General features: G+C 43.2%; 20 protein-coding genes. 8 read left to right on the plus strand and 12 right to left on the minus strand.

The genetic code is table 11. The features are described 5' to 3' along the window. Positions 1–953 precede the first annotated feature (953 nt). On the plus strand, positions 954–2,846 hold the full coding sequence (locus V7K50_RS04870; protein WP_334957792.1) for a beta strand repeat-containing protein: 1,893 nt from the start codon (positions 954–956) through the stop codon (positions 2,844–2,846). Between the two features lie 296 nt (positions 2,847–3,142). Beyond that, a complete protein-coding gene (locus V7K50_RS04875) occupies positions 3,143–4,792 on the plus strand; it encodes a beta strand repeat-containing protein (RefSeq protein WP_334957794.1) in 1,650 nt (549 codons plus the stop codon). Between the two features lie 77 nt (positions 4,793–4,869). On the opposite strand, the gene V7K50_RS04880 is transcribed toward V7K50_RS04875, so the two are convergent. The 4 genes from V7K50_RS04880 to V7K50_RS04895 all read right to left on the minus strand — a co-directional run bounded on the left by V7K50_RS04880 (position 4,870) and on the right by V7K50_RS04895 (position 7,373). Next, positions 4,870–5,295: a hypothetical protein gene (locus tag V7K50_RS04880; RefSeq protein ID WP_334957795.1), complete on the minus strand. Its 426-nt coding sequence runs from the start codon at positions 5,293–5,295 to the stop codon at positions 4,870–4,872. A gap of 188 nt (positions 5,296–5,483) precedes the next feature. Then, complete coding sequence (frr, locus tag V7K50_RS04885) at positions 5,484–6,032, minus strand: ribosome recycling factor (protein WP_334957798.1); 549 nt, start codon at positions 6,030–6,032, stop codon at positions 5,484–5,486. Next, positions 6,019–6,747 (minus strand): UMP kinase, encoded by a 729-nt coding sequence (pyrH, locus tag V7K50_RS04890; RefSeq protein WP_334957800.1) that lies wholly within the window; start codon positions 6,745–6,747, stop codon positions 6,019–6,021. The genes frr and pyrH overlap by 14 nt, the downstream gene beginning before the upstream one ends. 71 nt (positions 6,748–6,818) lie before the next feature. Further along, positions 6,819–7,373 carry a thioredoxin family protein gene (locus V7K50_RS04895; protein ID WP_334957801.1) on the minus strand — a complete coding sequence of 185 codons (555 nt, stop codon included), beginning with the start codon at positions 7,371–7,373 and terminating at the stop codon, positions 6,819–6,821. A gap of 447 nt (positions 7,374–7,820) precedes the next feature. Here V7K50_RS04895 and V7K50_RS04900 point away from each other — a divergent pair, with 447 nt between their 5' ends. Further along, complete coding sequence (locus tag V7K50_RS04900) at positions 7,821–8,729, plus strand: alpha/beta fold hydrolase (RefSeq protein ID WP_334957803.1); 909 nt, start codon at positions 7,821–7,823, stop codon at positions 8,727–8,729. 419 nt (positions 8,730–9,148) lie between these two features. On the opposite strand, the gene V7K50_RS04905 is transcribed toward V7K50_RS04900, so the two are convergent. Further along, positions 9,149–9,337 carry a hypothetical protein gene (locus V7K50_RS04905; protein ID WP_334957805.1) on the minus strand — a complete coding sequence of 63 codons (189 nt, stop codon included), beginning with the start codon at positions 9,335–9,337 and terminating at the stop codon, positions 9,149–9,151. A gap of 130 nt (positions 9,338–9,467) precedes the next feature. On the opposite strand from V7K50_RS04905, the gene V7K50_RS04910 reads away from it, so the two are divergent. Continuing rightward, positions 9,468–9,845 carry a hypothetical protein gene (locus V7K50_RS04910; protein ID WP_334957807.1) on the plus strand — a complete coding sequence of 126 codons (378 nt, stop codon included), beginning with the start codon at positions 9,468–9,470 and terminating at the stop codon, positions 9,843–9,845. A 182-nt stretch (positions 9,846–10,027) separates the two neighbouring features. Here the strand turns inward: V7K50_RS04910 and V7K50_RS04915 are convergent, their stop codons facing one another. Further along, on the minus strand, positions 10,028–10,729 hold the full coding sequence (locus V7K50_RS04915) for a diacylglycerol/polyprenol kinase family protein (RefSeq protein WP_334957809.1): 702 nt from the start codon (positions 10,727–10,729) through the stop codon (positions 10,028–10,030). Between the two features lie 225 nt (positions 10,730–10,954). On the opposite strand from V7K50_RS04915, the gene yidD reads away from it, so the two are divergent. The 3 genes from yidD (at position 10,955) to ychF (ending at position 12,797) form a co-directional block, all read left to right on the plus strand. Further along, entirely contained in the window at positions 10,955–11,191 is a 237-nt protein-coding gene (gene yidD, locus V7K50_RS04920; RefSeq protein WP_334957811.1) for a membrane protein insertion efficiency factor YidD, read from the plus strand. A gap of 241 nt (positions 11,192–11,432) precedes the next feature. After that, complete coding sequence (locus V7K50_RS04925) at positions 11,433–11,660, plus strand: hypothetical protein (RefSeq protein ID WP_334957813.1); 228 nt, start codon at positions 11,433–11,435, stop codon at positions 11,658–11,660. Positions 11,661–11,705: 45 nt separating this feature from the next. Next, the gene (ychF, locus tag V7K50_RS04930) at positions 11,706–12,797 is read left to right on the plus strand and encodes a redox-regulated ATPase YchF (RefSeq protein WP_334957815.1); all 1,092 of its coding nucleotides are present in this window, start codon (positions 11,706–11,708) and stop codon (positions 12,795–12,797) included. A 161-nt stretch (positions 12,798–12,958) separates the two neighbouring features. Here the strand turns inward: ychF and V7K50_RS04935 are convergent, their stop codons facing one another. The 6 genes from V7K50_RS04935 to V7K50_RS04960 all read right to left on the minus strand — a co-directional run bounded on the left by V7K50_RS04935 (position 12,959) and on the right by V7K50_RS04960 (position 20,164). Continuing rightward, a complete protein-coding gene (locus tag V7K50_RS04935) occupies positions 12,959–13,048 on the minus strand; it encodes a DUF4351 domain-containing protein (protein WP_334957817.1) in 90 nt (29 codons plus the stop codon). 49 nt (positions 13,049–13,097) lie between these two features. Beyond that, positions 13,098–14,009, minus strand: a complete 912-nt coding sequence (locus V7K50_RS04940; protein WP_334957819.1) for a hypothetical protein — start codon at positions 14,007–14,009, stop codon at positions 13,098–13,100. A 204-nt stretch (positions 14,010–14,213) separates the two neighbouring features. Then, positions 14,214–16,136 (minus strand): hybrid sensor histidine kinase/response regulator, encoded by a 1,923-nt coding sequence (locus tag V7K50_RS04945; RefSeq protein WP_334958365.1) that lies wholly within the window; start codon positions 16,134–16,136, stop codon positions 14,214–14,216. A 5-nt stretch (positions 16,137–16,141) separates the two neighbouring features. Then, on the minus strand, positions 16,142–16,591 hold the full coding sequence (locus tag V7K50_RS04950) for a response regulator (protein ID WP_334957821.1): 450 nt from the start codon (positions 16,589–16,591) through the stop codon (positions 16,142–16,144). Beyond that, positions 16,576–19,209 (minus strand): GAF domain-containing protein, encoded by a 2,634-nt coding sequence (locus V7K50_RS04955; RefSeq protein WP_334957823.1) that lies wholly within the window; start codon positions 19,207–19,209, stop codon positions 16,576–16,578. The genes V7K50_RS04950 and V7K50_RS04955 overlap by 16 nt, the downstream gene beginning before the upstream one ends. A gap of 511 nt (positions 19,210–19,720) precedes the next feature. Then, positions 19,721–20,164: a hypothetical protein gene (locus V7K50_RS04960; RefSeq protein ID WP_334957824.1), complete on the minus strand. Its 444-nt coding sequence runs from the start codon at positions 20,162–20,164 to the stop codon at positions 19,721–19,723. A gap of 955 nt (positions 20,165–21,119) precedes the next feature. Here V7K50_RS04960 and ppk1 point away from each other — a divergent pair. Continuing rightward, positions 21,120–23,300: a polyphosphate kinase 1 gene (gene ppk1, locus V7K50_RS04965; RefSeq protein WP_334957826.1), complete on the plus strand. Its 2,181-nt coding sequence runs from the start codon at positions 21,120–21,122 to the stop codon at positions 23,298–23,300. Positions 23,301–23,533 lie beyond the last annotated feature (233 nt).

The raw sequence follows: 23,533 nt of genomic DNA on the forward strand, positions 1-23,533 counted from the left end.
ATAACGTTTCAAGTAAATACACGTAGATAATTAAAGGTTTGTAGTAGTAAGTGGAGACAGTTACTATTATCCTGTTTAATTAAATTTACGTTGAGTAACATAGTTTGATTTATTCTTGCCCACTTAACTTAAAGTTTGAGAAGGCAATTCCCTAGAGATTTGGCGGTGGAAATCATTAATTTGCTTGGATTGAGTTGTAGGAAAACCCAAAATGGAATTGGGTTGTCCCACAACTCAACGAATGTCGCAAATTAGTAGTTTTTTATCGGCCTGGCACAGCACTGTTTACAACAGCATAATAGTTCGTGCTATTTAACAAAACTCACTCGTGAATAGTCAGTGAGCATTAGAAAAAATACTAAGGACTCGTAGTAGTATCAACGCCTGACTTTTCAAGTCATGTGGAAAAGCGCAGGAAAAACCCAACCCTCTTCCCCTATCGGGAAGCAGGGTAGCTTCATACAAACAGAGAAAAAACTGCAACTAGCTTTCAAAGCCTCCCGAACTCTCGGAGAGAGGTTTGCAGAGGGGTCAGAATCTATGGTTTTACACGAAAAATAAAGAATTCCATCTTTTTATTTTTTCGCATGAAATAAACGTGCCTTTCCTGATACGGGAAGGGGGAAAATTTAAAGTCTCTGTCCTAAAAGGCTACGGTGTACACACAAGTGTAAAAAAGCTCGATTTACCATTGTTCTCTCATTCTCATACAGAGTATGGGAATGCCTGACTAGGGGCTGCTGTCTCCAGTCAGGCATTGAGCCAGAGACTCAATGAATGCATTCACAGGTTCCGCCTGGGAACGAGGAAAACCTTATCAAGTGAGGTTTTTAGAACTTGTGTGTACACTGTAGGCTAAAAGGAGAGAGGTTTTCCAAATACCGTGAAAAATCAGGTATCAAGACAAGCTTGAGCGCAATATTTATACACCGTAAAAAATCAGAGTAATTTCCATGTCTATATTTACCGTTACTAATACTAACAACAGTGGTGCAGGTTCACTGCGGCAGGCAGTTCTAGATACCAATGCCCTCACAGGAAAAGACATTATCAATTTTGGTGGACTCTTTACTGATGGACTCGCTCATACCATCAGTCTGACTGGTAGTAGTCTGAGTATCACAGATAGCCTTACCATTGAAGGCATAAATCCGAGCTTAGTAACTATTAGTGATGATAGTGCTTCTCGTGTTTTTGATATTGGCAAAGGTGTAACAGCTGCAATCAACGGGCTGACTATTACCAATAGCTACAAAAACGCCGGAGGAGGCGGTGCCATCTCCAATGAAGGAATCTTTACCTTGAGCAACAGCACCATCATTGGTAACACTGCTGCATACGACGGTGGTGGCATCTTCAATCAGGGCACTCTATCGGTGAACAACAGCACCATCACTGGCAACTCGGCGGCAAACAACGGCGGCGGTATCTACAGCGAAGGTACTATAACCGTAAATAACAGCTTCATTAGTGACAACAATGCCAGCGAGGGCGGCGGCATCTTCAGTTCTGGCATTCTATCGGTGAATGATAGCACCATCAGTGTGAACACTGCATACAGAGATGGCGGTGGCATCTACAACTATGTCTTTAACGAGGACAACAGCCACAATGTAGGCTTCCTGACGGTGAGTAAGAGTACTATTAGTGGGAACACTGCGGAATACGGCGGCGGCGGTATTTATGGTTACGATTATGGCACTATAACCGTGAATAACAGCACCATCAGTGGCAATAGCGTCAGCTTCAGATCGAGCTATTACGGCGGCGGCGGCATCTTCAGTTCTGGCACTCTATCAGTGAGTGATAGCACCATCACTGGGAACACTGCGGAATATGGCGGCGGTATCTATGGTATTTACCAAGGCACCATAACAGTGAATAACAGCCTCATCAGTGGCAACAGTGCCAGCGATGGCGGCGGCATCTACAGTTCTGTCACCCTATCAGTGACTAACAGCACCATCAGTAGCAATACTGCGAAATATGGCGGCGGTATCTATGATGGCGGCGGTATCTATGAGGGTAATAGTCTTGACGAGGGCAATGGTACTATAACCGTAACTAGCAGCATCATCAGTGGTAATTCGGTAGGGACAGACGGCTTCGGTGGCGGTATATGTATTGGCGGTACTACAATCGGCGGTACTACCATTGGCGGCACTATAACAGTGAATAACAGCCTCATCAGTAATAACCACGGCCACTTAGGCGGCGGTATCTACAATCAGGGCACTATAACCGTAAATAACAGCTTCATCAATGGCAATACGGCAATGGAAGGAGCCGGTATATATAATCCAGGCTTCATCACCCCCGGCTACTATAGTCCAGATGTCATATCATATAGTAGTGTATCAATCAATGATAGCACTATCAGTGACAATCATGCAACCACTGGAGGAGGCATCTACAATCAGGGCACCCTATCGGTGAGTAAAAGCACCATCAGGAATAACTATGCCAGCGACTACGGCGGCGGTATCTACAACGAGACATTAGGTATGGTTACCGTGAGTTATAGCACCATTAGTGGCAATCAGGCACACTTTGGCGCTGGCATCTACAATACTGCCACCCTAACAGTGGGCAACAGCATTATCAAGCACAATAAAGCTTTTGGGATCGAACTCAGTTCTGGTGGTTATGAGCCTGGGACCGGTGGCGGCATTTACAACTCTAGCTCTGGCACTGCAACAGTGGACTACAGCAAGATCGGTTGTAACTTTCACACAGCCCAAGAGGATTCAAATAAGGTTATCAAGTCTGATGATCTGGTAGGTAAATTCATCAGCAAACACCATCAGAACCGGATTCGCAACCGCAGTGGGAGTACTTTTTCTTAGAATTAACCAGGCTTTTTCGGGTTAAACCCTTGGTTTTTCAACAGAGGAAATCGTCGATGCCGAAGGCGCAGAGCGTTTCCCATATCTGGCGGCAAGCTACACTGTCTGTTAAGTATGGTACATAGTTTGGTTTCATCGCGCCTACTTAACTGCACATTTGTAGGGCGATCGCAGTTTTTGAATTTGACCTCTCACTACAGGTGAGCATTAGGAAAAATGGTTGCAGACTCGTAGTAATATCAGCATGATTCTTGATATCAATTTTTATACAAGGTCAAAAAATAGGAGTCATCTGAATGTCTACATTTACCGTCACTAATACTAACAACAGTGGTGCAGGTTCACTAAGGCAGGGAATTCTAGATGCCAATGCCCTTTCAGGAAAAGACATCATCAATTTTAGTGGACTGTTTACTGATGGGCTGGCTCATACCATCAGTTTGAATGGTAGTGGTCTGAGTATCACAGACAACTTGACCATTGAAGGCAGATGTCCGAGCTTACTAACTATTAAGGATGATACTGCTGACCGTGTTTTTGATATTGGTAAAGGTGTAACGGCAGCAATCAACGGGCTAACTATTACCAATAGCTACGAAAACGCGGTAGGAGGTGGTGCGATCTCCAACGAAGGTGTCCTGACCTTGAGTAATAGCATCATCACTGGCAACACAGTAAGCTACATCACAACAGGCACATACAGCTATAACAAGGGCGGCGGCATTTACAACTCTGGCAGCCTCACAGTGAACTACAGTATCATTAGTGGCAATTCGACAAACGGCGACGACGGCGGCGGCATCTACAATTCTGGCAGCCTCACGGTGAACAACACCACCATTAGTGGCAACACAGCAACCTTTGGCGGCGGCATTAAAAACGATGGCAGCCTCACGGTGAACTACAGCACCATTAATGGCAATTCGGCATACGACGGCAACGGCATTTTAAACGATGGCAGCCTCACAGTGAACCACAGCACCATTAGTTACAACTCCAACATTTACATCTACGATTCGGGCGCTGGTGGTGGCATTTTCAACAGTGGCAGCCTCGCAGTGAACTACAGCACCATCAGTGGCAATTCGGCAGGCGAGGGCGGCGGCGGCATTAATAACAGTGGTAGCCTTACGGTGAACTACAGCACCATTAATGGCAATTCGGCAGGCGAGGACGATGGCGGCGGCATTTTCGACGATGGCAGCCTCACAGTGAACTACAGCACCATTAATGGCAATTCGGCACGCAAAGGCGGCGGCATATTCGGCTTTAGGGACGGTACCCCCATATTAGTGAGTAACAGTACCATCAATGACAATTCGGTAAGGGACTCCTACGGCTCCGGCGGCGGCATCTACAGTGAAATCAGTCTATCAGTGAGTAACAGCACAATCAGTGGCAATTCGGTAAGTAACTACTTCGGAGAGGGCGGCGGCATCTATATTACCAACACAGTTACCAACACAGTTAATTCCCCCACTACCCTATCAGTGAGTAACAGCACCATCAGTGACAATTCGGTAAGGGGCTACTACGGCGAGGGCGGCGGCATCTATAACATATCAATGGCTACAGTGACCAATAGCACCATTAGTGGCAATGAAGCACACTTGGGTGCTGGCATCTACAATGAACCATACTTATACTTTAGTGATGGCATCAAGGATACTACCCTAACGGTGGGCAACAGCACTATCACGCACAATAAAGCTTTCGGGATCGAACTCAATTCTGGTAGTTACGAGTCGGGCGATGGTGGTGGCATTTACAACTATAGCCCTGGCACTGTCACAATAGACTACAGCACGATCGCTTGTAACTTTGACACACCCCAAGAGGATTCAACTAAGGTTATCAAGTCTGATGATCTGGTAGGAAAATTCATCACTAAATACGATCATAACCGGATTGGCAACCTCAACGGCAGTACTTTTTCTTATAATTAACCACGCTTTTAAGCGTTAAATCCTTGGTTTAATTAACCAGGCGTTGCTTAGATAGGCGCGGAAATAAACAGATCATTTTATTTCTGTCCTATTTTCAGCGAATGTCTAGATGAAATAGCCTTCATTTTCAAGTTAGTAAATTGCACGATCGCCTTTACCAACTCTTGCTGTTCTGGTTGCAAATTCAGTTTTTCTAGCGCTTCCTTGATATTATTCCCAGCCCGGAGATTGTGAGTAAGTTGGGCACGCTGGGCTGAGTTTAACACTGCCTCAATTTCCCTGTTTCTTCTCTGACGCACAGCCTGGAATTCTTGGCGTTGTACGGGAGTCAGGTTAATCTCCGACGAAGTGAAGTAGCTTGCAGTTTTAGTAGTTTGGGCGAAAATCACACCAGGAGTAGTATTGATTTGAACGGGTACAGCTAAGGCAATTCCCGGCATGAAGAGGACAAGAGCAAGAATATTAGCGAACACAGATAGCCGTTTTGTCAAGTAAATTGCCATATTGCCATATTAAGAAATGCCTAGTACAGGTCGGTTATCCACACATAATCTTACCCATAATTTTTGCTCCTGAATTAGTTTATTTTTTATTGAGATACTTGATTTATTTTTGTTAAATACCTAAGAAATGATAAAGGCTGAAGAATTTATCCATCATCCTTCAGCCTTTATGCTTCAGACTTTAGACCTTAAACAGTCGTAATGTCTTTTTCTTTTTCTGCCAGTAATTCGTCGATTCGGGCAGTGTACTTGTTTGTCAGTTTTTGCAATTTATCTTGCTGATCTCGTGCTTCATCTTCAGGAATTTCAGCGTTTTTTTCCTGTTTGCGAATGGCATCGATGGCATCGCGGCGGATGTTGCGAATACTAACACGACCCTCTTCAGCATACTTAGATGCTATTTTGACAAGTTCTTTACGGCGATCGCTTGTCAAGGGCGGAATATTCAGCCGAATCACGGAACCGTCATTACTAGGGGTTAAACCGACATCTGACAAAGAAATCGCTTTTTCGACTATATTTAAACTGCTGCGATCGTAGGGTTGAATTAAGATCGTCGTGGCATCTGGCGTGCTAATGTTTGCCAGTGATTTCAAGGAAGTGGGCGAACCGTAATAATCCACCAATACCTTATCTAATAGGCTCGCATTGGCGCGGCCAGTGCGAATCGAGTTAAAAGATCGTTGAGTTGACTCAACGGTTTTTTGCATCGTACTCTCAGCTTCAGCTAATTTCACAAGAACCTCCCACAAGGGTACCGATGGATTCTCCCATGACTGCTCGGTGGATGTTACCTCTCACCGTTAGGTCAAAGACCAAAATTGGGATATTATTTTCTTTACACAAGGCGATCGCAGTACTATCCATCACCCGCAAATCTTTGGCTAAAACGTGTGCGTAGGTAAGGCTATTGTAACGCTTGGCGTCAGGATAAATATGAGGATCGGCATCATACACTCCATCTACCTTGGTGGCTTTAAAAATCACCTCGGCATCAATTTCTGCTGCCCTTAATGCCGCAGTTGTATCTGTAGTAAAGAAGGGATTTCCAGAACCAGCGCCAAAAATTACCACCCGCCCTTTTTCAAGATGACGGATGGCACGACGACGGATATATGGTTCTGCTAATTCTTGCATAGCGATCGCAGTTTGCACCCGCGTCTGTACACCTATATGTTCTAGCGAATCTTGCAGCGTCATGGCGTTCATTACCGTGGCAATCATCCCTATGTAGTCAGCAGTTGCTCTGTCCATCCCCGCCGACGCCGCTTTGACACCACGAAAAATATTGCCGCCGCCAACGACGATGGCCATTTGAACGCCAGTGGCTATTACCTCTGCTACCTCTTCTGCTATTCCTTTGACCACCTCTGGGTCAATGCCATAGCCCATGTTGCCCATTAAGGCTTCACCGCTCAGTTTGAGTAAAACCCGTCGGTAATTCGTTCCCATGAAGTTCCGCTTTATCAAAAAAGTTGCAATTGCCTCCAATTTAAGATAACAGTTACAGGGACTATCTATGTCTAGTTACGCCAAATCAATGTAGTACCTATTGCTTCTGTTTGTGGTATGTCTATTTCTCGACCATCAAACAGAGAAGCGATCGCAGTTCTCAAATAATCCTCTCCCACCAATGATGGGTTTTGAGGATGATTATCAATTTTACCTTTATAGCGGACGATACCATTAGTATCTATTAAAAAAGCTGTTGGTGTTTTTGTCGCCCCAAAACTACCGGTGACATCTTGGGTCGAGTCCCACAGGTAGGGGAAGTTCAACTGGTGACGCAGGGCGAAAGCTTTCATATTTTCAAAGCTTGGCCTAGTAGCGTGATCAACATTACTACCATTCAGGCCAATTAGTGTGAAGCCTTGTGGTGCAAATTCGGCTTGAATATTTTTTAGCCTGCCTATATACCACTCGACATAAGGACAGTCATTACACATAGAAATAACGCCGACTGCTCGGAACTTCTCAAGATAACGCCTGAGATGGTGTACTTGACCATCAATTCCTGGCAGTTCAAAATCTGGTGCGTAGCTCCCAACGGGAGTATCAATTGTTTCTAGTAGATTCATGATTTCTGGCTCGCAGAACTAGGAACAAGAAAAATGTTGTTAAATTCAGCGTCAGTTTCCAGTTGCAATCCACCCCTTAGCCGATGCCTCATATTCGACAATGTTATAGACCAAATTTGCGATCGTAAATTGTGAAACTACTGAATCTAGCAATGATGCTAATTCACTCACATCTCAAAAATAGCGGAAATATTACTCACATTAGAGAAGTTATGATTGCTAATCCTGACATAATCTAAGTTGTGAGTAAGTTACATCTATCAACCGGATGAAAACTCTCTATAGTTAATAAAACTATCAGCTTGATGCTTTCACGGGATATGTATAAGCTATCACTATAGCAAAAGATTTATTTTGAAAATCTGATAAATTTTATTCAAATTCCAAACAATTTTACTTGCGCCTTGCTGCTGAAAGGCTTTTACCCTTGTTATCATCAAATTTCCCATGACAACCTCAAGTTCAAAAACAGCACTTCCCTCAACAAAAACCTGGATTTGGCAAGATTTCCCGATCTGCTATCAAACCCAAGGAACCACTGGGCCAGCCGTTGTCCTGGTGCATGGATTTGGCGCTTCTTGGGGGCATTGGCGGAAAAATATTCCCGTATTAGCGGAAAGTTGCCGTGTTTATGCTATTGACTTGATTGGTTTTGGCGCTTCTGCAAAACCTCAACCTGGGGAAAAAATTACCTACACGCTAGAAACCTGGGGACAGCAAGTAGCAGATTTTTGCCGCGAAGTTGTTGGTGAGCCAGCTTTTTTAGTCGGAAATTCCATTGGCTGTATTGTAGCCATGCAAGCAGCAGTAAGCAATCCAGATATTGCCTTGGGAGTTGCTTTGCTCAACTGTTCTTTAAGGCTGTTGCACGATCGCAAAAGGGTAACTTTACCTTTGTCTCGTCGTTACGGGGCGCCTGTAATGCAACGCCTGTTATCTATCAAAGCAGTTGGCGATTTCTTTTTCAACCAACTCGCCAAACCGAAAACGGTGCGGAAAATTCTACTCCAAGCTTATGCTAACGCTGAGATGGTGACAGATGAGTTGGTAGATATTCTCACTTTACCAGCAAGCGATGCGGGTGCTGGTGCTGTGTTTCTGGCTTTTACTTCTTATTCTACAGGGCCACTACCAGAAGACCTTTTACCACTGTTAGCGTGTCCTGTGATTATCTTGTGGGGAACGGCTGATCCGTGGGAACCAATTAAATTAGGGAGAGAATTAGCTAATTTTCCGCAAGTAGAAAAGTTTATTCCTTTAGAGGGAGTGGGGCATTGTCCGCAGGATGAAGCGCCGGAGTTAGTCAATCCGATTTTACTTGATTGGATTTTATCTCAGTATAGCGCTTATATATAGCAATCCTATCTGAATTTGTGAAAATTATCGGTGTCCAGATCCCCGACTTCTCAAAGAAGTCGGGGATCTAAGCGTCTCAGTGTTTGTAAATCAAATAGGATTACTATAGTTTTTGAAGTATTAGTCCAAGAACTTTTAACTACTTCTGCCTATCTTCATCTAGTGCTTTTTGGAATAGCTTGGCGACAAAACTCAGGAGGATCGTCCTTAGCCTTTACCTATTCATTCATTTCCTTGGTGAAACGGAAGTTTAATTGTTCGGTTAATTCTTTGCTTGGTTGGCTTCCAAAATTTTCAGGTTTACCCTTAGCTTTAGCCATTTATGTAGAAACGTAAACATAGCTTGACTTAGCGATAATGCCCTCTGTAACAGAAGGGCTTTTTTATAGTTATTAAAGTATTAGTCCAAGAACTTTTAACTACTTCTGCCTATCTTCATCTAGTGCTTTTTGGATAGCTTGGCGACAAAACTCAGGAGGATCGTCTTTAGCCTTTACCTCTTCCTTCATTTCCTTAGAGACTCTAAAACTTAATTGGTCAGTTAATGGCTTATCTCCCTTTGGTTGCGCTGGTTCAAAATTTTGAGGGTTCCCTTTAGGATTAGGCATTGTTGAGAGATGTAAATATAGCTTGGTACTAACGAAACCATTAGAATAGAGTTTTAGATCGGTGGTGATACCGAGTCTACAAAACAAGTTCACCACCGATACCACTTTTACAAATGGGTAACTCTATTTTATGTTCACAAGGTCAGAACTCGAAATCAAAACCACTGCTGAGTTGAGAGACTTGTGTAGGCGTTACGGATTGAAGCCTACTGGGAATGGAGGGTATAAGACTAGTTGGATTGTTACCTTGATGGCATTTCCACAGATAGCACTTGCTCAATTAAGGCAAGGAAGAGGGTTGAAATCACCAGGCTTCAGCGTTATTCAATTCCTTGAAGGGGTGGTAGATGAGATGAACTCACCCACTGATGAGCAAGCGGCGCTGATTAAGCTAACAATGGAGGGCAAAGCTATGAGCTACCCTGACAGATACGACCAAGAGAGCCTGTTTAACTTGCATAAAGCTAAGATACACCTTGAAATGGCGATCGGACTGCTAAACCAGTAAATCAGTTTTGAGGGTTTGTAGTAAGCACTTTAGTGCTTAGAAAATAAGAAGGACTAAAGTCCTTACTACAAACTTCCTTACCGTATTGGACTCAACCCAGAAGCCCTATATTTATTAACTAACAATAAATTTTTGGCGCTATCTCTTATTTGCTCAATTAGGAATAGCACTCAAAGCAATTACTAATTCAAAACCAACTGACTTAAAAAGAAGGCAAGGGTTGCACTACCCAAAGGAACTGTTAAATTGTCAATACCCAAAAATGAAACAGCCTCTAAAGCAGTAGCTATAACTGCCACTATCAGCGATATCGTCCAAGTTTGCCAACTGTTTCCTTGAGTTCCAACTAAAATTAAACTACAGACAAGATAACTAACGAGCATCATAGTTAGGGAGCCTTCCCAACTTTTTTGCGTCCCAAAAACTTGATACTTGTGTGTACCAAAGCGTTGTCCAATTAAGGCTGCTAATCCATCTCCCCAAGTCATAATCAAAATTCCTAGTGCTGCGTACTGGGGTTGTTGCAAGTACCAGAACCAGGCAACTAAAATACCGAAACTGACAGAGTAAAAAAATGTCCCTAAACTTTGTCGTCCAACGCTATTAATACCAGGAAGAATGGGCAGTCGGTAGGATAATAAGGTGATTACACTCGCTAAAATAGAAGCTGTAATCCCTACACTGGCAGGAATATCGAGCCACCAAGCGATTAAAATTACATTACCAGTGCCAATATGAACTATCTTCCGCACGATTTCTGGCTTGTCGGCAAAGCGGTTTACCACCCATGCAATCAGCAGGATGACTAACACCCAAATTGCAGCCAAGGCAATTTGCAGCCATAAAACCGGAATTGAAGTGAAGTCAGAAAATGTAATTAACAAAGATGCGACAAGATGAAAATTTTTACCCCTGTTACGCAATGTGCAACTTATTTTTAAAACGCCTCTCCAAACCTCTCTCCGTTTCGGGGAGAGGCTTTGATTCTTGCTCCCCTTCGCGCACTTCGTGCCGCTACGCGAACGTAGGGAAGGCGTTGGGGGTTAGGTTTGCGAGTAAAGTTGCACACGGCGTCCCTGTTACTAATTTATAAGATTTGGGTAGCTGCAATGAAATTATTATTTATTTGGCTGATTCGGGGCTACCGAATGTTTATCTCACCGTTGTTTCTCCCGACTTGTCGCTTTCAACCAACTTGTTCGATGTATGCTATTCAAGCCATTGAACGATTTGGAGTGTTGCGTGGTAGCTGGATGGCAACTCGGCGAATTTTGCGCTGTCATCCGTTTCATCCAGGTGGTTACGATCCAGTGCCAGAGGTGGTGAAAAAGGTAAAGGAGGAGTAGTTTATAGAATTGGGGCATTGGGCATCCCTTCTCTACGAGACGCTGTTCGCGCAGCCTCTCCAAGAGTTGTATTGGGCATTGGGAGAATACCTGCTTTATATCTCTATGCTGCAAGTGTGCGGGTGAAGGTTCATACCACTTTTAGAAGGGGGTGTAGGTGGGTATAGCTATTTGGGGAGATGTCAACAGATGAGGTTGTCATCTAGCGTGGGAAGGTTGAATAATTTAATTTAGACTTACCATGATTAATCCCACTGCGATTTCTATACCAGAACCACAAATTCCTACTCCTGGGCCGAGTCCACTACCTAGTCCCAATCCTGAACCGAATCCGCTACCTAGTCCTGAACCTGTACCGGGGCCAGCGACACCCCAACCGTTACCGGGGCCTGTACCAGAAACAGTACCTGCTCCCATTCCTCAAACAGTTCCAGGGCCAATTCCCCAAACCATACCGGAACCTGTTTAGATTAACTTGGTAATGTAATCTCAAATCTCAAATCTAAAATCCAAAATGCTAAGAGCCGGAATTGTCGGACTTCCCAACGTCGGAAAATCTACTTTATTTAATGCTGTAGTTGCTAATGCTAAAGCAGAAGCAGCTAACTTCCCTTTTTGCACGATTGAACCGAATGTCGGCGTTGTCGCAGTACCGGATGAACGGTTAAATGTTCTTGCTAAAATTGCCAGTTCGGTACAAATTATCCCGGCGCGGGTTGAATTTGTAGATATTGCCGGTTTAGTTAAAGGTGCAAGTCAAGGTGAGGGACTGGGGAATCAATTCCTGTCCCACATCCGGGAAGTTGATGCGATCATCCATGTAGTACGTTGTTTTGAGAATGATGATATTATCCACGTTGCTGGTTCTGTTGACCCAGCGCGAGATATTGAAATCATTAATATAGAACTGGGTTTATCAGATTTATCACAAATTGAGCGGCGAATTGACCGCACTCGCAAACAAGCTCGTACCAGCAAAGATGCACAGTTTGAAGTCTCAGTTCTGGAAAAATTAGCTGCGGCTTTAAATGAAGGTAAATCGGTGCGTCAGGTAAGCTTGAATGAAGAAGAAGCGGAGATTATTAAGGGACTGGAACTGCTCACTTATAAGCCGATTATCTACGCCGCCAATGTATCTGAGGATGAGTTGGCAACTGGTAATCATTTTGTGGAAACAGTACGGCAAATTGCATCGACAGAAAATGCCCAAGTTGTGATAGTTTCGGCTCAAGTTGAAGCTGAGTTAGTAGAGTTACCAGAGTCAGATAAAGCTGATTTTCTCGAATCTTTAGGTGTGGAAGAAGGCGGTTTGAAATCGTTAATTCGGGCAACTTACTTTCTTTTAGGCTTGCGGACATATTTCACCTGTGGCCCTAAAGAAACCCGCGCTTGGACAATTAATGCTGGAATGTCTGCACCTCAAGCTGCTGGTGTCATTCACAGTGATTTTGAGCGGGGATTTATTCGCGCTGAAACTGTCGCTTATAAAGATTTGGTAACAACTGGCTCGATGAATGCTGCGAAAGAAAAAGGGTTGGTTCGCAGTGAAGGGAAAGAGTATGTTGTGCAGGAAGGGGATGTAATGTTGTTCCGATTTAATGTGTAGGGGTAATTAATGGGTTGCTGTTATCGATAAGATAATGGTCAACCTACACCAAGTTGCGTAGGCTTTGCCCAACCTAGGCATCGCCAGAAATAATTTGACAAAATTCTTGATGTGTGTTAATTGCTAGGCGATCGCAAATAAACCAGCAATTCTCAAAATTATCATGTCTCCTCTTGCTCTAGCCAAGTTGTGAGGTTTGCCATTGATGAAAAGTCCAGTAGTGCTTGGGCTAATGCTTCCAAGCGTTCCAAACTGATTGACTTGCTGTGCTACCTCTCGCAATAACTGTGGACATACCGTTCAGCTACTTCCACCCAAAATGTATACATAAGAACCCAAATTCTCGTCATCTGTACCAACAACCACACCACCTTCCGCACCGGGAACAAGTTCTATACCTTCAATTTTGTGGTAATTAGAGCGATAGAGGGGAACAAGTTGAGGGTTTTGTCGCCATACAATTTTGTTACCATGCAATCCCAAGTAACCAGCGACATACACAGCTGACTGAAATGGTCCATCATCCCCGGCATCACTTGCTGAGGTGATGTACACAATTCCTACGGGATCTAGTTTTAAATCAGAAATATGGCGAACATTGCCAGATGGAAACGGTACTTTCAGATTGGTAGAACCTGTGAGAGAAATTTGATATTTAGCTAAGTCAAATACTCCCCAAAAAATAGTTGCTGGTTTTTCTGCTTCACCTCGATGTGCCCAAATAGCAACTAATTCGCCATCTATATTTTGTAATCCAAATGCTTCAAAATTATTTCCTGGAATAATTCCTGGTAGATTGAATTCCTTCAAAACCAATATGGTTTTGTTGGCAGGATTTAACCTGATGTAATAAGCTTTTCCAGAACTGCTTAAAGCGATAAAAGATAATTTTGTTTTCTCTGGGACTGATGTTATACTTTCTAAGTCAATGGGCAATTCTATGTTATTTGGCCAGTTTAAGGGGAAATATTCAGGTTGGTTTTGACCCTTAATGCTGATGATTGCTAAACGACCTTGGTTTGGTTTTTTGTTGTCATGAACAATCAGAAAATCGAGGGTATTTTTTTGCTCCTCTATGAGAGCCATACCACTGATACCGAAAGGGATACCACCCCGAACCGGACGCCAATCTTGCGCCCAAACTTGCTGGGATATGAGTAATAATGCACCCAAGACTATTACATTTATGATTAACCTGAGAAACCGAGGCATAGTATAAGGGATTGGGCATGGGGCATGGGGGATTGGGCATGGGTATGGGGTTAGGAAAACTCTTCACAGTCTCCAGTACCTAGTTTCCCAGTATCGGTAAGAGAAGTGTCTTAGACGATGCTCAATAATATCAAATCTAGGCAATTTGCACCCACGTCAATCAAGCAGCTTTTTGCCCTCAAAGTCATCAGTATATTTAGGTAATTATTTGACTGACGATAGTACTTTCTGTAAGGAAAGCAATAATTCGTTGACAGTATAGGGCTTCGACAAAAACGTACTTACACCTGTGGCTGCTATTACACTAAGTTTATTGTCAGACATCAGTCCACTGCTGGCGATAATTCTGACTTCGGGGTTGATTTTTTGTAGGGTACGGATGGCAGTTAAACCATCCAGCAAGGGCAGCATAATATCCATGAGGACGGCACTAATTTTGTCTCTATTTTGAGCGTATACCGCGATCGCCTCAATACCATCACTGGCAACTAAGATTTTGTAGTTGTGAGCTTCCAGTGATGTTCTCGTAATCTCAAGAATTGCAACTTCATCATCCACAACCAAAATCAATTCTCCATGTCCTCTCTGTGGTGGCAAATCTTCTGGGCTGAGTGGTTCCATTCCCTCCACAGCTGGTAAGTAAACCTGAAAACTAGTGCCATTTCCCACTTCGCTATACACATTTACAAAACCTCCGTGACTTTTAATGATTCCAAGTACAGTGGAAAGTCCCAAACCAGTGCCTTGTCCGACATCTTTTGTGGTGAAGAATGGCTCAAAAATTCGATCTAATATTTCCCCAGGAATGCCAATTCCGGTATCGGAGACATTAATCACTGTGTAAGGTCCCTCCTTGGCTTCCAGGTTCATGCGGGCATAATTTTCGTCAATCAACACATTCTCGGCAGAGATACTCAAAGTACCGCCATTGGCCATAGCATCGCGGGCGTTAACGCAGAGGTTCATCAATACTTGATGCAGTTGGGTACTATCTCCAGAAACCATCCACAAATCCTGTAGTATATCAGTGCTGATTTCGATGGATTTGGGAAATGTCTCTTTCAGAATCTTGGCAATTTCGACAATTATATGTCTGAGTTGTAATGTGATGTGCTTACCTTCTACACCCCGTGCAAAGGACAGCACTTGTTTGACTAAATCAGCACCGCGTCTAGCGTTGATTTCCAAAATTTCTAGTAGATGGCGAGTTCGCTCATCGGCATCGGGAAATTTGAGTGGTAGCAGTTGCGCTCCTGCCAAAATCGGTGTCAGAATATTGTTGAGATCGTGAGCAATGCCACTAGCTAAGGTGCCAATACTTTCCAGGCGTTGAGCGCGAAACAATTGGGCTTCTAGATGTTTTTTCTCGGTAATATCTGTATCAACAGTCAGAATTGATTTGGGTTTCCCTTGTTCATCGCACACTAGACTCCAGCGACTCGCAACGAGGATTTCTTTGCCACTTTTAGTAAGTTTAGTTAATTCGCCCTGCCACTTCCCTTGACTAATAACTTGCAATAGAGCCGCTTCGATTTCTGGTGAAGGTTCGTCAAACAAAAGCTCACTAGCATTTTTGCCCCAAGCCTCTGTAGCTTGCCAACCGTAAAGTGTTTCTGCGCCTTTGTTCCAAAAGAGAATTTGATTGTTTAAATCTCGGACGCAAATGGCATCTGTAGTAACATCTAGTAATGCTGCTTGTTCGCGGATTTTTTCTTCAGCTAGCTTGCGATCGCGCAATGCCCGTTGACGTTCAATAGCATAACGCATAGAGCGCACCAGCAAGTCACCAGTTACTTGCCCCTTGACTAAATAATCTTGCGCTCCTTCTTGCATCGCCCTAGTTGCCAGGGTTTCATCATTTATACCCGTCAGCACAATGATTGGGGTTGCTTTTGCCTGATTGTGAGCCATGACAAAGCTTTGCAATCCCTGGCTATCTGGCAGCGAAAGGTCTAACAAAATCACATCAAAAATTTCGTTTTTTAGGTAGTTTAGTGCTTTATCAAGCCGCTCAACGGGCATCAACTCAACTACAACTGTGGTAACTTCCTTAAATAACTCTTGTAACAATAAGACATCACCAGGGTTGTCTTCTACCAACAAAACTTTAATATTTTCACCTGCCATTTCCACTACTCCGGCGGCAGTTTTACGATCGCAAACCAAAAATTTTCTATTGATTGGACAATTTTAACGAATTGATCAAAATCTACTGGCTTAGTTATGTAACAGTTCGCATAGAGGTTATAGGCTTTGAGGATGTCCTCTTCAGCTTGAGAAGTCGTCAAAACTACTACAGGAATTCGTTTGAGGTTTTCATCTCCTTTAATTTCTGCTAATACCTCCCGTCCATCTTTTTTAGGGAGGTTCAAATCGAGTAGTATAATATCTGGATGACGTACTTTAGCATATTTTTCCTTTTTTCGCAAGAATGCCATTGCTTCTACACCATCTTCTACCACGTTCAAGTGAATCGAGATTTTGCTATCTTCTAGGGCGATGCGTGTGAGTTGGGCATCACCAGGATTATCCTCTACCAACAAAACCTCAATAGGCATAATCGCTGTTATGGTGCTAGCCATTGCTTACCTGTTCTCTCTGGAATTGTGAAGTAGAAAGTCGAGCCTTGACCCGGTTTCGACTCAACCCAGATCCGGCCACCGTGGCGTTCTATAATTTTCTTACAAATTGCCAGACCAATTCCAGTACCTGGATACTTGTCTCTACTGTGCAAGCGCTGAAAAATTATAAAAATGCGTTCAGCATATTGGGATTCCAAACCAATTCCATTATCACGTACCCAGAACAAATATTCGTTTTGATTGGGGACTGGGGATTGGGGATTGGGGACTGGGGACTGGGGACTGGGAAGTGAGGGGGATGAGGTAGTATTTTCTTCCTCTGCTCCCCTACTCCCTACTCCCCACTCCCTACTCAACCCAATGTGAATTCGTGGCTGTTGATGACGGCAAAATTTGATCGCGTTGGCGATCAAATTTTGAAATACTTGTGTCAATTGGGTAGCATCAGCCATCACTTCCGGTAGAGTATCATAAGTGACAACTGCTCTATGGTCTGCGATCGCAACCTGAAGATTAATCAGCACCTGCTCTAATACAGCACTACAATCGACTGGCACAAAAGGCTGTCCACGACTGCTGAGGCGCGAGTAGTTCAACAAATCGTTGATGAGGATCTGCATCCGCCGTGCCCCATCTACTGCATAGGTGATAAACTGATCGGCATTGGCATCGAGTTTATTTTTGTATCTCCGCTCTAACAGTTGTAAATAACTAGTTACCATCCGCAACGGTTCTTGCAAGTCATGGGAAGCGACGTAGGCAAACTGTTCTAATTCCGCGTTGGAACGTGCAAGTTCATGACTTTGCTGGGTTTCTTTTTCTAATAGTTGCGCTTGAGATAAAGCAATGCCAATTTGGTTAGCTAATTGCTGTAACAAATCCGTCTCAAACTCATTCCATTCTCGAGGTGCGGCACACTGATGAGCCAGCAACAAACCCCAAATGCCATCCCTGACCAGAATCGGCACTACGAGGTTAGCCCTAACAGCAAACTGCTGAAGAAATTTTCGATGGCATGGTTGAATATGAGCAGCTTCAATGTCTTCAATGGCACTTACTCTTCCCTGGCGATATCTTTCTATATATTCTTCTTTAAAACAGGGGTCAAAAATATTTTCTCCTAAAATTATCGGCCAACCAGGTAGCACCGCCTCTTGTACCACTGTTCCTGAACCGTCAGTTTCCAGTCGAAAAATTAACACCCGGTCAGCTTGTAGTAGTTTTTGTACCTCTGTCACCGTGGTTTTAAGAATTTCGTCTATTTGTAAAGATTCTCGAATTTTCAGAGTGATTTCTGCAAATAATTGCGATCGCAGATGTTGCCTTTTTAATTCTTCATCCGCCAGCTTGCGATCTGTGATATCTGTATAAGAACCCACCATCCGCACTATATCACCCAATGCGTCCCAAAGTGCCTGTCCCCGATCTAGAATCCATTTATAGCTGCCGTCTTGACACTGGACTCGATATTCACAGACGTAAAACGGTGTTTTCTTGGCAAAGTGGTCTTGGAAAGCTTGAAGTACCAAATCTTGCTCATCGGGATGGATTCGTTTTGTCCATTCATCCCAACAGTTGGAAACTTCGTGGTCTTTATAGCCGAGCATTTCCTGCCATTGCGTTGAGAAGAACACTTCATTAGTCTTGAGGTTCCAATCCCAAATACCATCATTATTACCATGTAATGCTAATTGCCAACGTTCTTCACTTTCTCGTAATGCAACTGATGTTTTCCGTCGTTCAGTAATGTCTTGGAAATAAACACACAAGCCATCTTTTGCTGGATAAGCGTGGACTTGAAGCCAGCAGTTTAGTAACGGATAAAACTCCTCAAATTCGACACTCACCTGTTCTAAGATTGCTCTGTGATACTCACAATAGAATGTTGTGCCGATAATTTCTGGAAACACCTCCCAGATGTTTTTACCCAAAAGCCCATTCTGGGTTGTTTGCAACAGCCGTTCTGCTTGACTATTAATATAAGTAAATTGCCACTCTTTATCCAAGGCAAAAAAACCATCACTGATGCTTTCGAGTAAATTAGCAATGTGGATTCTGGCGGCTTCAGATTGAGCGTGGGCTACTTGCTCTTGCGCCATCAGTTTCTCGGTAATTTGAGAAATCTTAGTTACATGAAGTCTGAGTTCTAATTGGTCGATTACCAGGCGACTGAGAGCCACAAGCGCCTCCACTTGTTTTTCGCTCAATTCCCGTGGAACTTGGTCAATTACACACAGAGTTCCCAGCACATCTCCCTTTGGGGTAATTAATGGTACACCTGCATAAAACCGTATATGTGGATAGCCAGTAACTACTGGATTATTTGCCAACTTTTCATCAGCTAGGGTATCATGAATCACCACAACCTTAAGCTGTTCTTGGCAAAGATAAGATAACCCAACATTCCGGGGCATTTCTGATACATCTAAACCTACCTTTGCCTTAAACCATTGACGATTTTCATCAATGAAATTTACCAAGGATATAGGGGTGTCACAAATAAATGCCGCTAACTGAGCAAGATTGTTGTATGCTTCTTCGGGTTCCGTGTCAAGAATTTGATACTGGCGGAGGGCTTCTAACCTCATCGCTTCTGTATCAATATGTCCAGCTTTCATGAGCTTTTTTTAATAAATCTCAGTGTCATATCCAGTCAGCAGTCTAGCTACTTGATGAATAGTTTAAGGCCGTCTGAGACTTTTACTCTAACCTAATCTTTCAGATCCCTTCCCGATGAGGGAAGCTACGATATAAATACATCTCTAAACCTATTGTACAAAACCAAAATCGTTGGAGATCCCCCTAAATCCCCCTTAAAAAGGGGGACTTTGATCCTAGTTCCCCCCTTTTTTAAGGGGGGTTAGGGGGGATCTTCGACGATATCGAATTAGGTGAGCAGACTTGTGTGTACACCCTAGCCTTTTTAAGGAGGATTTAGGAGGGATCTAGAAGTGCCTAAAATTACAGCTAATGACTTTTAAAACATCCTCTTATACGAATTCGTCAACAAGATCACAAATATAGGGAAGAAATATAGCATTGCTATTTCTCTCCCCTATCTTTAAATGTATTCAACTGTTCTATCAGTTGCTAAAAATTTTGTAATTACTTATGAGGCAAAAATTCAATCTATTCTAAACCACCTAAGCCATTAGCACCAGCACCAGTGCGAATAAGAGCTGCTTGTGCTCCAATATCGCCACCAGCAACTGCAGCATCTAAGGCTTTTGCAGCCGATTGGATGAATGCATTGCCGGTACCAGCTGCTTCAACAACCGCAGCTGGGGTAAGAGTTAAACTGGTTATAGTTTCATTGTCTGTCGCTGATGTACCCGTACCGTATGCAGGGGTAACAACTAAACCCGGAGTAGTTCCATCTGCACCGTAGTAGTCGTTATTAGGCAAAGTTAATTCACCACTAACACTGATAGAAGCACCAGAAGCTCTAACCAGAGTAACAGCACCACGGGCTGCTGCTTGCTGCCCTGCACTTGCTGGTGCAGCCAGGATATTACCAACACCAACTAAACCTAACAAGCAGATGCTTCCTTTAACGATCGCAGAAATTTTCATGATTCACAATCCTCGTGTTGTTCATCTTTGCGTTTTCAATATAACCATTGCCCTTAAGAAAAATCTCAGTAATAATACTTGATTTTAGATAAATTCTTAGGGTCATCAATTAAAAAAACTAATAGACTAAATTGTTAGTGAAGAACTGAAAAAAAGCAGAAGAATCCTGATAAAGTATAGTCCCAGTAAGACTTGCATCTACTTCATGCCTGTATGGAAAATGTGCTAATACTTACCAAATTACTGATTTTGAAAAACCCGATCCCAAAAGCATTAGAGGTAAGGCTTTAGACTGCATCTAACCCCATAATTGTCTGTAAACTCCGCTTAATAATTAGTCACACATTTTTAGAAATGCCCATATCATATCTTTGCTAAATCTTAAGTGCATCTTCATGGGTAATATGCTGTGGGCAAGGATTTTAATCCCTAGACTTATTGCGGTTATTATATGGATGCAATATTTTTTCAGAGGGTACAACTGTACGCCACCAACATATTCCATACAGTTGAAAACGGCTATAAAATTTAGTTATAGGTTTGGTAGAGTAATTGTCTGAAACCTAACCCCCAACCCCTTCCCTACAAGGGAAGGGGAGCAAGAATCAAAGCCTTTCTCCTTTTAGGCTACGGTGTACACACAAGTCTTGTAACATTACTCCACAGGCTTATGATCCCCCCAACCCCCCTTAAAAAGGGGGGCAAGAACCTCTCAAAGTCCCCCTTTTTAAGGGGGATTTAGGGGGATCTCCAACGATTTTGATTTAGAACAGAGATGTGTGTACACCGTAGCCCCTTTTAGGAGAGAGGAATGGAAGTAAGGTCAAATACCTGTGCTTTAGCAGTGGCGAGGGCAGCCAAAAATCGCTTCAGCGTTATGCTCAAGCACCATTTAATTTACTATATTTAATGTCCCCCAGTTCAATGGGCTACATCCGCCTGCCCTTAGGTCATTATGGCAAAATCTAAGAAAAGCTCTACCCCTATCAATCTTAGCGATCCACAATATTATCTTAACCGAGAGTTAAGCTGGTTAGAATTTAATGGCAGGGTGTTACATGAAGCCTGTGACGATCGCACGCCCCTTCTAGAACGCCTCAAGTTTTTGGGAATCTTCAACTCTAATTTAGATGAGTTTTTCATGGTGCGCGTTGCTGGTTTAAAGCAACAAGTAGAGGCGAAAGTCAGCCTGTTAACTCCCGATGGTCGGACACCACAACAACAGCTAGACGATATTCGGTCTAACCTCACTCCCCTCGTCAAGAAAGAACACCAACATTTTGAACAAGTACTTCGTCCCTTACTAGTAAATCACGGCATCCATATTCTAGATTACATAGACTTAAATCAAAAACAACGCACTCATCTCAACAGTTATTTTGAGGAACAAGTCTTTCCAGTTTTGACACCCCTAGCTGTTGATCCTAGTCATCCCTTTCCTTTTATTTCTAATCTCAGTCTGAATCTGGCTGTTGTGGTCAAAAACCCAGACACCGAAGAAGAATTATTTGCCAGAGTTAAAGTCCCCAATCTTCTACCACGATTTTTACCGATACCGCCGGAGTTGGGAGATCAAAACACCGAAAAACCTGCTAACTGGACGGGAGTACCTTTAGAACAGGTAATCGCTCATAATTTGGAATCTCTATTTCCAGGGATGAATATTCAAGAATATCATCCATTCCGCATTACCCGTGATGCCGATTTGATATTAGAAGAAGATGAAGCAGATGATTTGCTGTTAGCGATCGAACAGGAATTAAGAAAACGGCGGCTAGGTGGAAGTCCAGTCAGGCTAGAAATTCAGTCTCAGACTCCTGAAATAGTGCGATCGCGCTTATTGCAAGATTTAGAATTAACAGAAAGCGATCTCTACGAAGTAGACGGTCTTTTGGGACTGCGGGATTTGATGTATTTTATGGCATTGCCATTACCAGAACTCAAAGATCCACCACGCCAATCTGTTGTACCATTACGCCTGCAAAGGCTGAAGGAACCGAATTTAAATCCAGATGTTGCAGACACGGACGAAGGAAAAGACTTTTTTGCTGTAATTCGGGAAAAGGATTTACTAGTACACCATCCCTATCAATCCTTTTCGGCTACAGTAGTGCGCTTTATTACCCATGCTGCTTATGACCCCAATGTGTTAGCCATCAAAATGACGCTTTACCGGACTTCTGGTGACTCGCCCATTGTCAACGCCTTAATAGCCGCCGCCGAAAATGATAAGCAGGTATCTGTACTGGTGGAATTAAAGGCACGATTTGATGAAGAGAATAATATTTACTGGGCAAAACGACTAGAAAGAGTTGGAGTTCATGTTGTCTATGGTTTAGTGGGGCTGAAAACCCATAGCAAAACCGTCATGGTGGTACGCCGGGAAAAAGACCGGATACGCCGCTACGTGCATATTGGCACTGGTAATTATAACCCTAAGACGGCACGATTGTATACAGATTTGGGATTATTTAGTTGCCGTGAAGAATTGGGTGCTGACATCACAGATTTATTTAATTTCTTGACAGGATACTCCCTGCAAAAGTCTTATCGAGAGTTGCTGGTTGCACCAGTGAATATGCGCGATCGCTTTTTGGCACTCATTCGCCGCGAAATCGAAAATGTTCAAAATGGATTTTCTGGACGCATTGTTGCCAAAATGAATGCCCTAGTCGATCCAGAAATTATCGCCACATTATACGAAGCTTCTCGCGCCGGAGTGCAAATCGACTTAATTATCAGGGGAGTTTGCTGTTTGCGCCCAGGACTCAAAGACATTAGTGAAAACATTCATATAATCAGCATTGTTGGTCGCTTTTTAGAACACTCTCGGATTTTTTATTTTCATAACAATACTCAGGAAGAAATCTATATCGGCAGTGCCGACTGGATGCGTCGCAACCTAGATCGCCGCGTGGAAGTAATTACCCCAGTGAAAGACCCAGATATTGCCAAGGATTTGCAAGAAATTCTCGGAATTATGCTCGCAGATAATCGCCAAGCCTGGGAATTACAAGCCGATGGTAGTTACATTCAACGCCGTCCTTATGATGATTCTCCAGAAGCTAATTCACAAAAAATTCTCATGAATATGATATTACGTTCAAGTGGTGTAGCCTCAAACCTGATTGAGTAAAAAACAATCAAAGCTGTAGAGGCAATTCATGAATTGCCTCTACAGCGCAGCCTCACATAAAATTGCTATCAGACCTTGACAACTAGCTCAACTTAGTTTTATTTAGGAAACTTGAATTTTTTGAGCAGTTATCTAAGTTGTTTGTCACGGATTCACACAAGATATTCAACCATCTGACTTTTCACGTTATGTGGAAAAGCCACGAAACACCTAACCCCCTAACCCCCTTTCCG

The sequence above is a fragment of the Nostoc sp. genome (assembly GCF_036917135.1).
Classification (GTDB): Bacteria; Cyanobacteriota; Cyanobacteriia; order Cyanobacteriales; family Nostocaceae; genus Nostoc.

Coding starts and splice junctions, on each gene's coding strand:
- V7K50_RS04870 (WP_334957792.1), top strand. CDS start 954: ATGTCTATATTTACCGTTACTAATACTAACAACAGTGGTGCAGGTTCA.
- V7K50_RS04875 (WP_334957794.1), top strand. CDS start 3,143: ATGTCTACATTTACCGTCACTAATACTAACAACAGTGGTGCAGGTTCA.
- V7K50_RS04880 (WP_334957795.1), bottom strand. CDS start 5,295: ATGGCAATTTACTTGACAAAACGGCTATCTGTGTTCGCTAATATTCTT.
- pyrH (WP_334957800.1), bottom strand. CDS start 6,747: ATGGGAACGAATTACCGACGGGTTTTACTCAAACTGAGCGGTGAAGCC.
- V7K50_RS04895 (WP_334957801.1), bottom strand. CDS start 7,373: ATGAATCTACTAGAAACAATTGATACTCCCGTTGGGAGCTACGCACCA.
- V7K50_RS04900 (WP_334957803.1), top strand. CDS start 7,821: ATGACAACCTCAAGTTCAAAAACAGCACTTCCCTCAACAAAAACCTGG.
- V7K50_RS04905 (WP_334957805.1), bottom strand. CDS start 9,337: ATGCCTAATCCTAAAGGGAACCCTCAAAATTTTGAACCAGCGCAACCA.
- V7K50_RS04910 (WP_334957807.1), top strand. CDS start 9,468: ATGTTCACAAGGTCAGAACTCGAAATCAAAACCACTGCTGAGTTGAGA.
- yidD (WP_334957811.1), top strand. CDS start 10,955: ATGAAATTATTATTTATTTGGCTGATTCGGGGCTACCGAATGTTTATC.
- V7K50_RS04925 (WP_334957813.1), top strand. CDS start 11,433: ATGATTAATCCCACTGCGATTTCTATACCAGAACCACAAATTCCTACT.
- ychF (WP_334957815.1), top strand. CDS start 11,706: ATGCTAAGAGCCGGAATTGTCGGACTTCCCAACGTCGGAAAATCTACT.
- V7K50_RS04940 (WP_334957819.1), bottom strand. CDS start 14,009: ATGCCTCGGTTTCTCAGGTTAATCATAAATGTAATAGTCTTGGGTGCA.
- V7K50_RS04945 (WP_334958365.1), bottom strand. CDS start 16,136: ATGGCAGGTGAAAATATTAAAGTTTTGTTGGTAGAAGACAACCCTGGT.
- V7K50_RS04950 (WP_334957821.1), bottom strand. CDS start 16,591: ATGGCTAGCACCATAACAGCGATTATGCCTATTGAGGTTTTGTTGGTA.
- V7K50_RS04955 (WP_334957823.1), bottom strand. CDS start 19,209: ATGAAAGCTGGACATATTGATACAGAAGCGATGAGGTTAGAAGCCCTC.
- V7K50_RS04960 (WP_334957824.1), bottom strand. CDS start 20,164: ATGAAAATTTCTGCGATCGTTAAAGGAAGCATCTGCTTGTTAGGTTTA.
- ppk1 (WP_334957826.1), top strand. CDS start 21,120: ATGGCAAAATCTAAGAAAAGCTCTACCCCTATCAATCTTAGCGATCCA.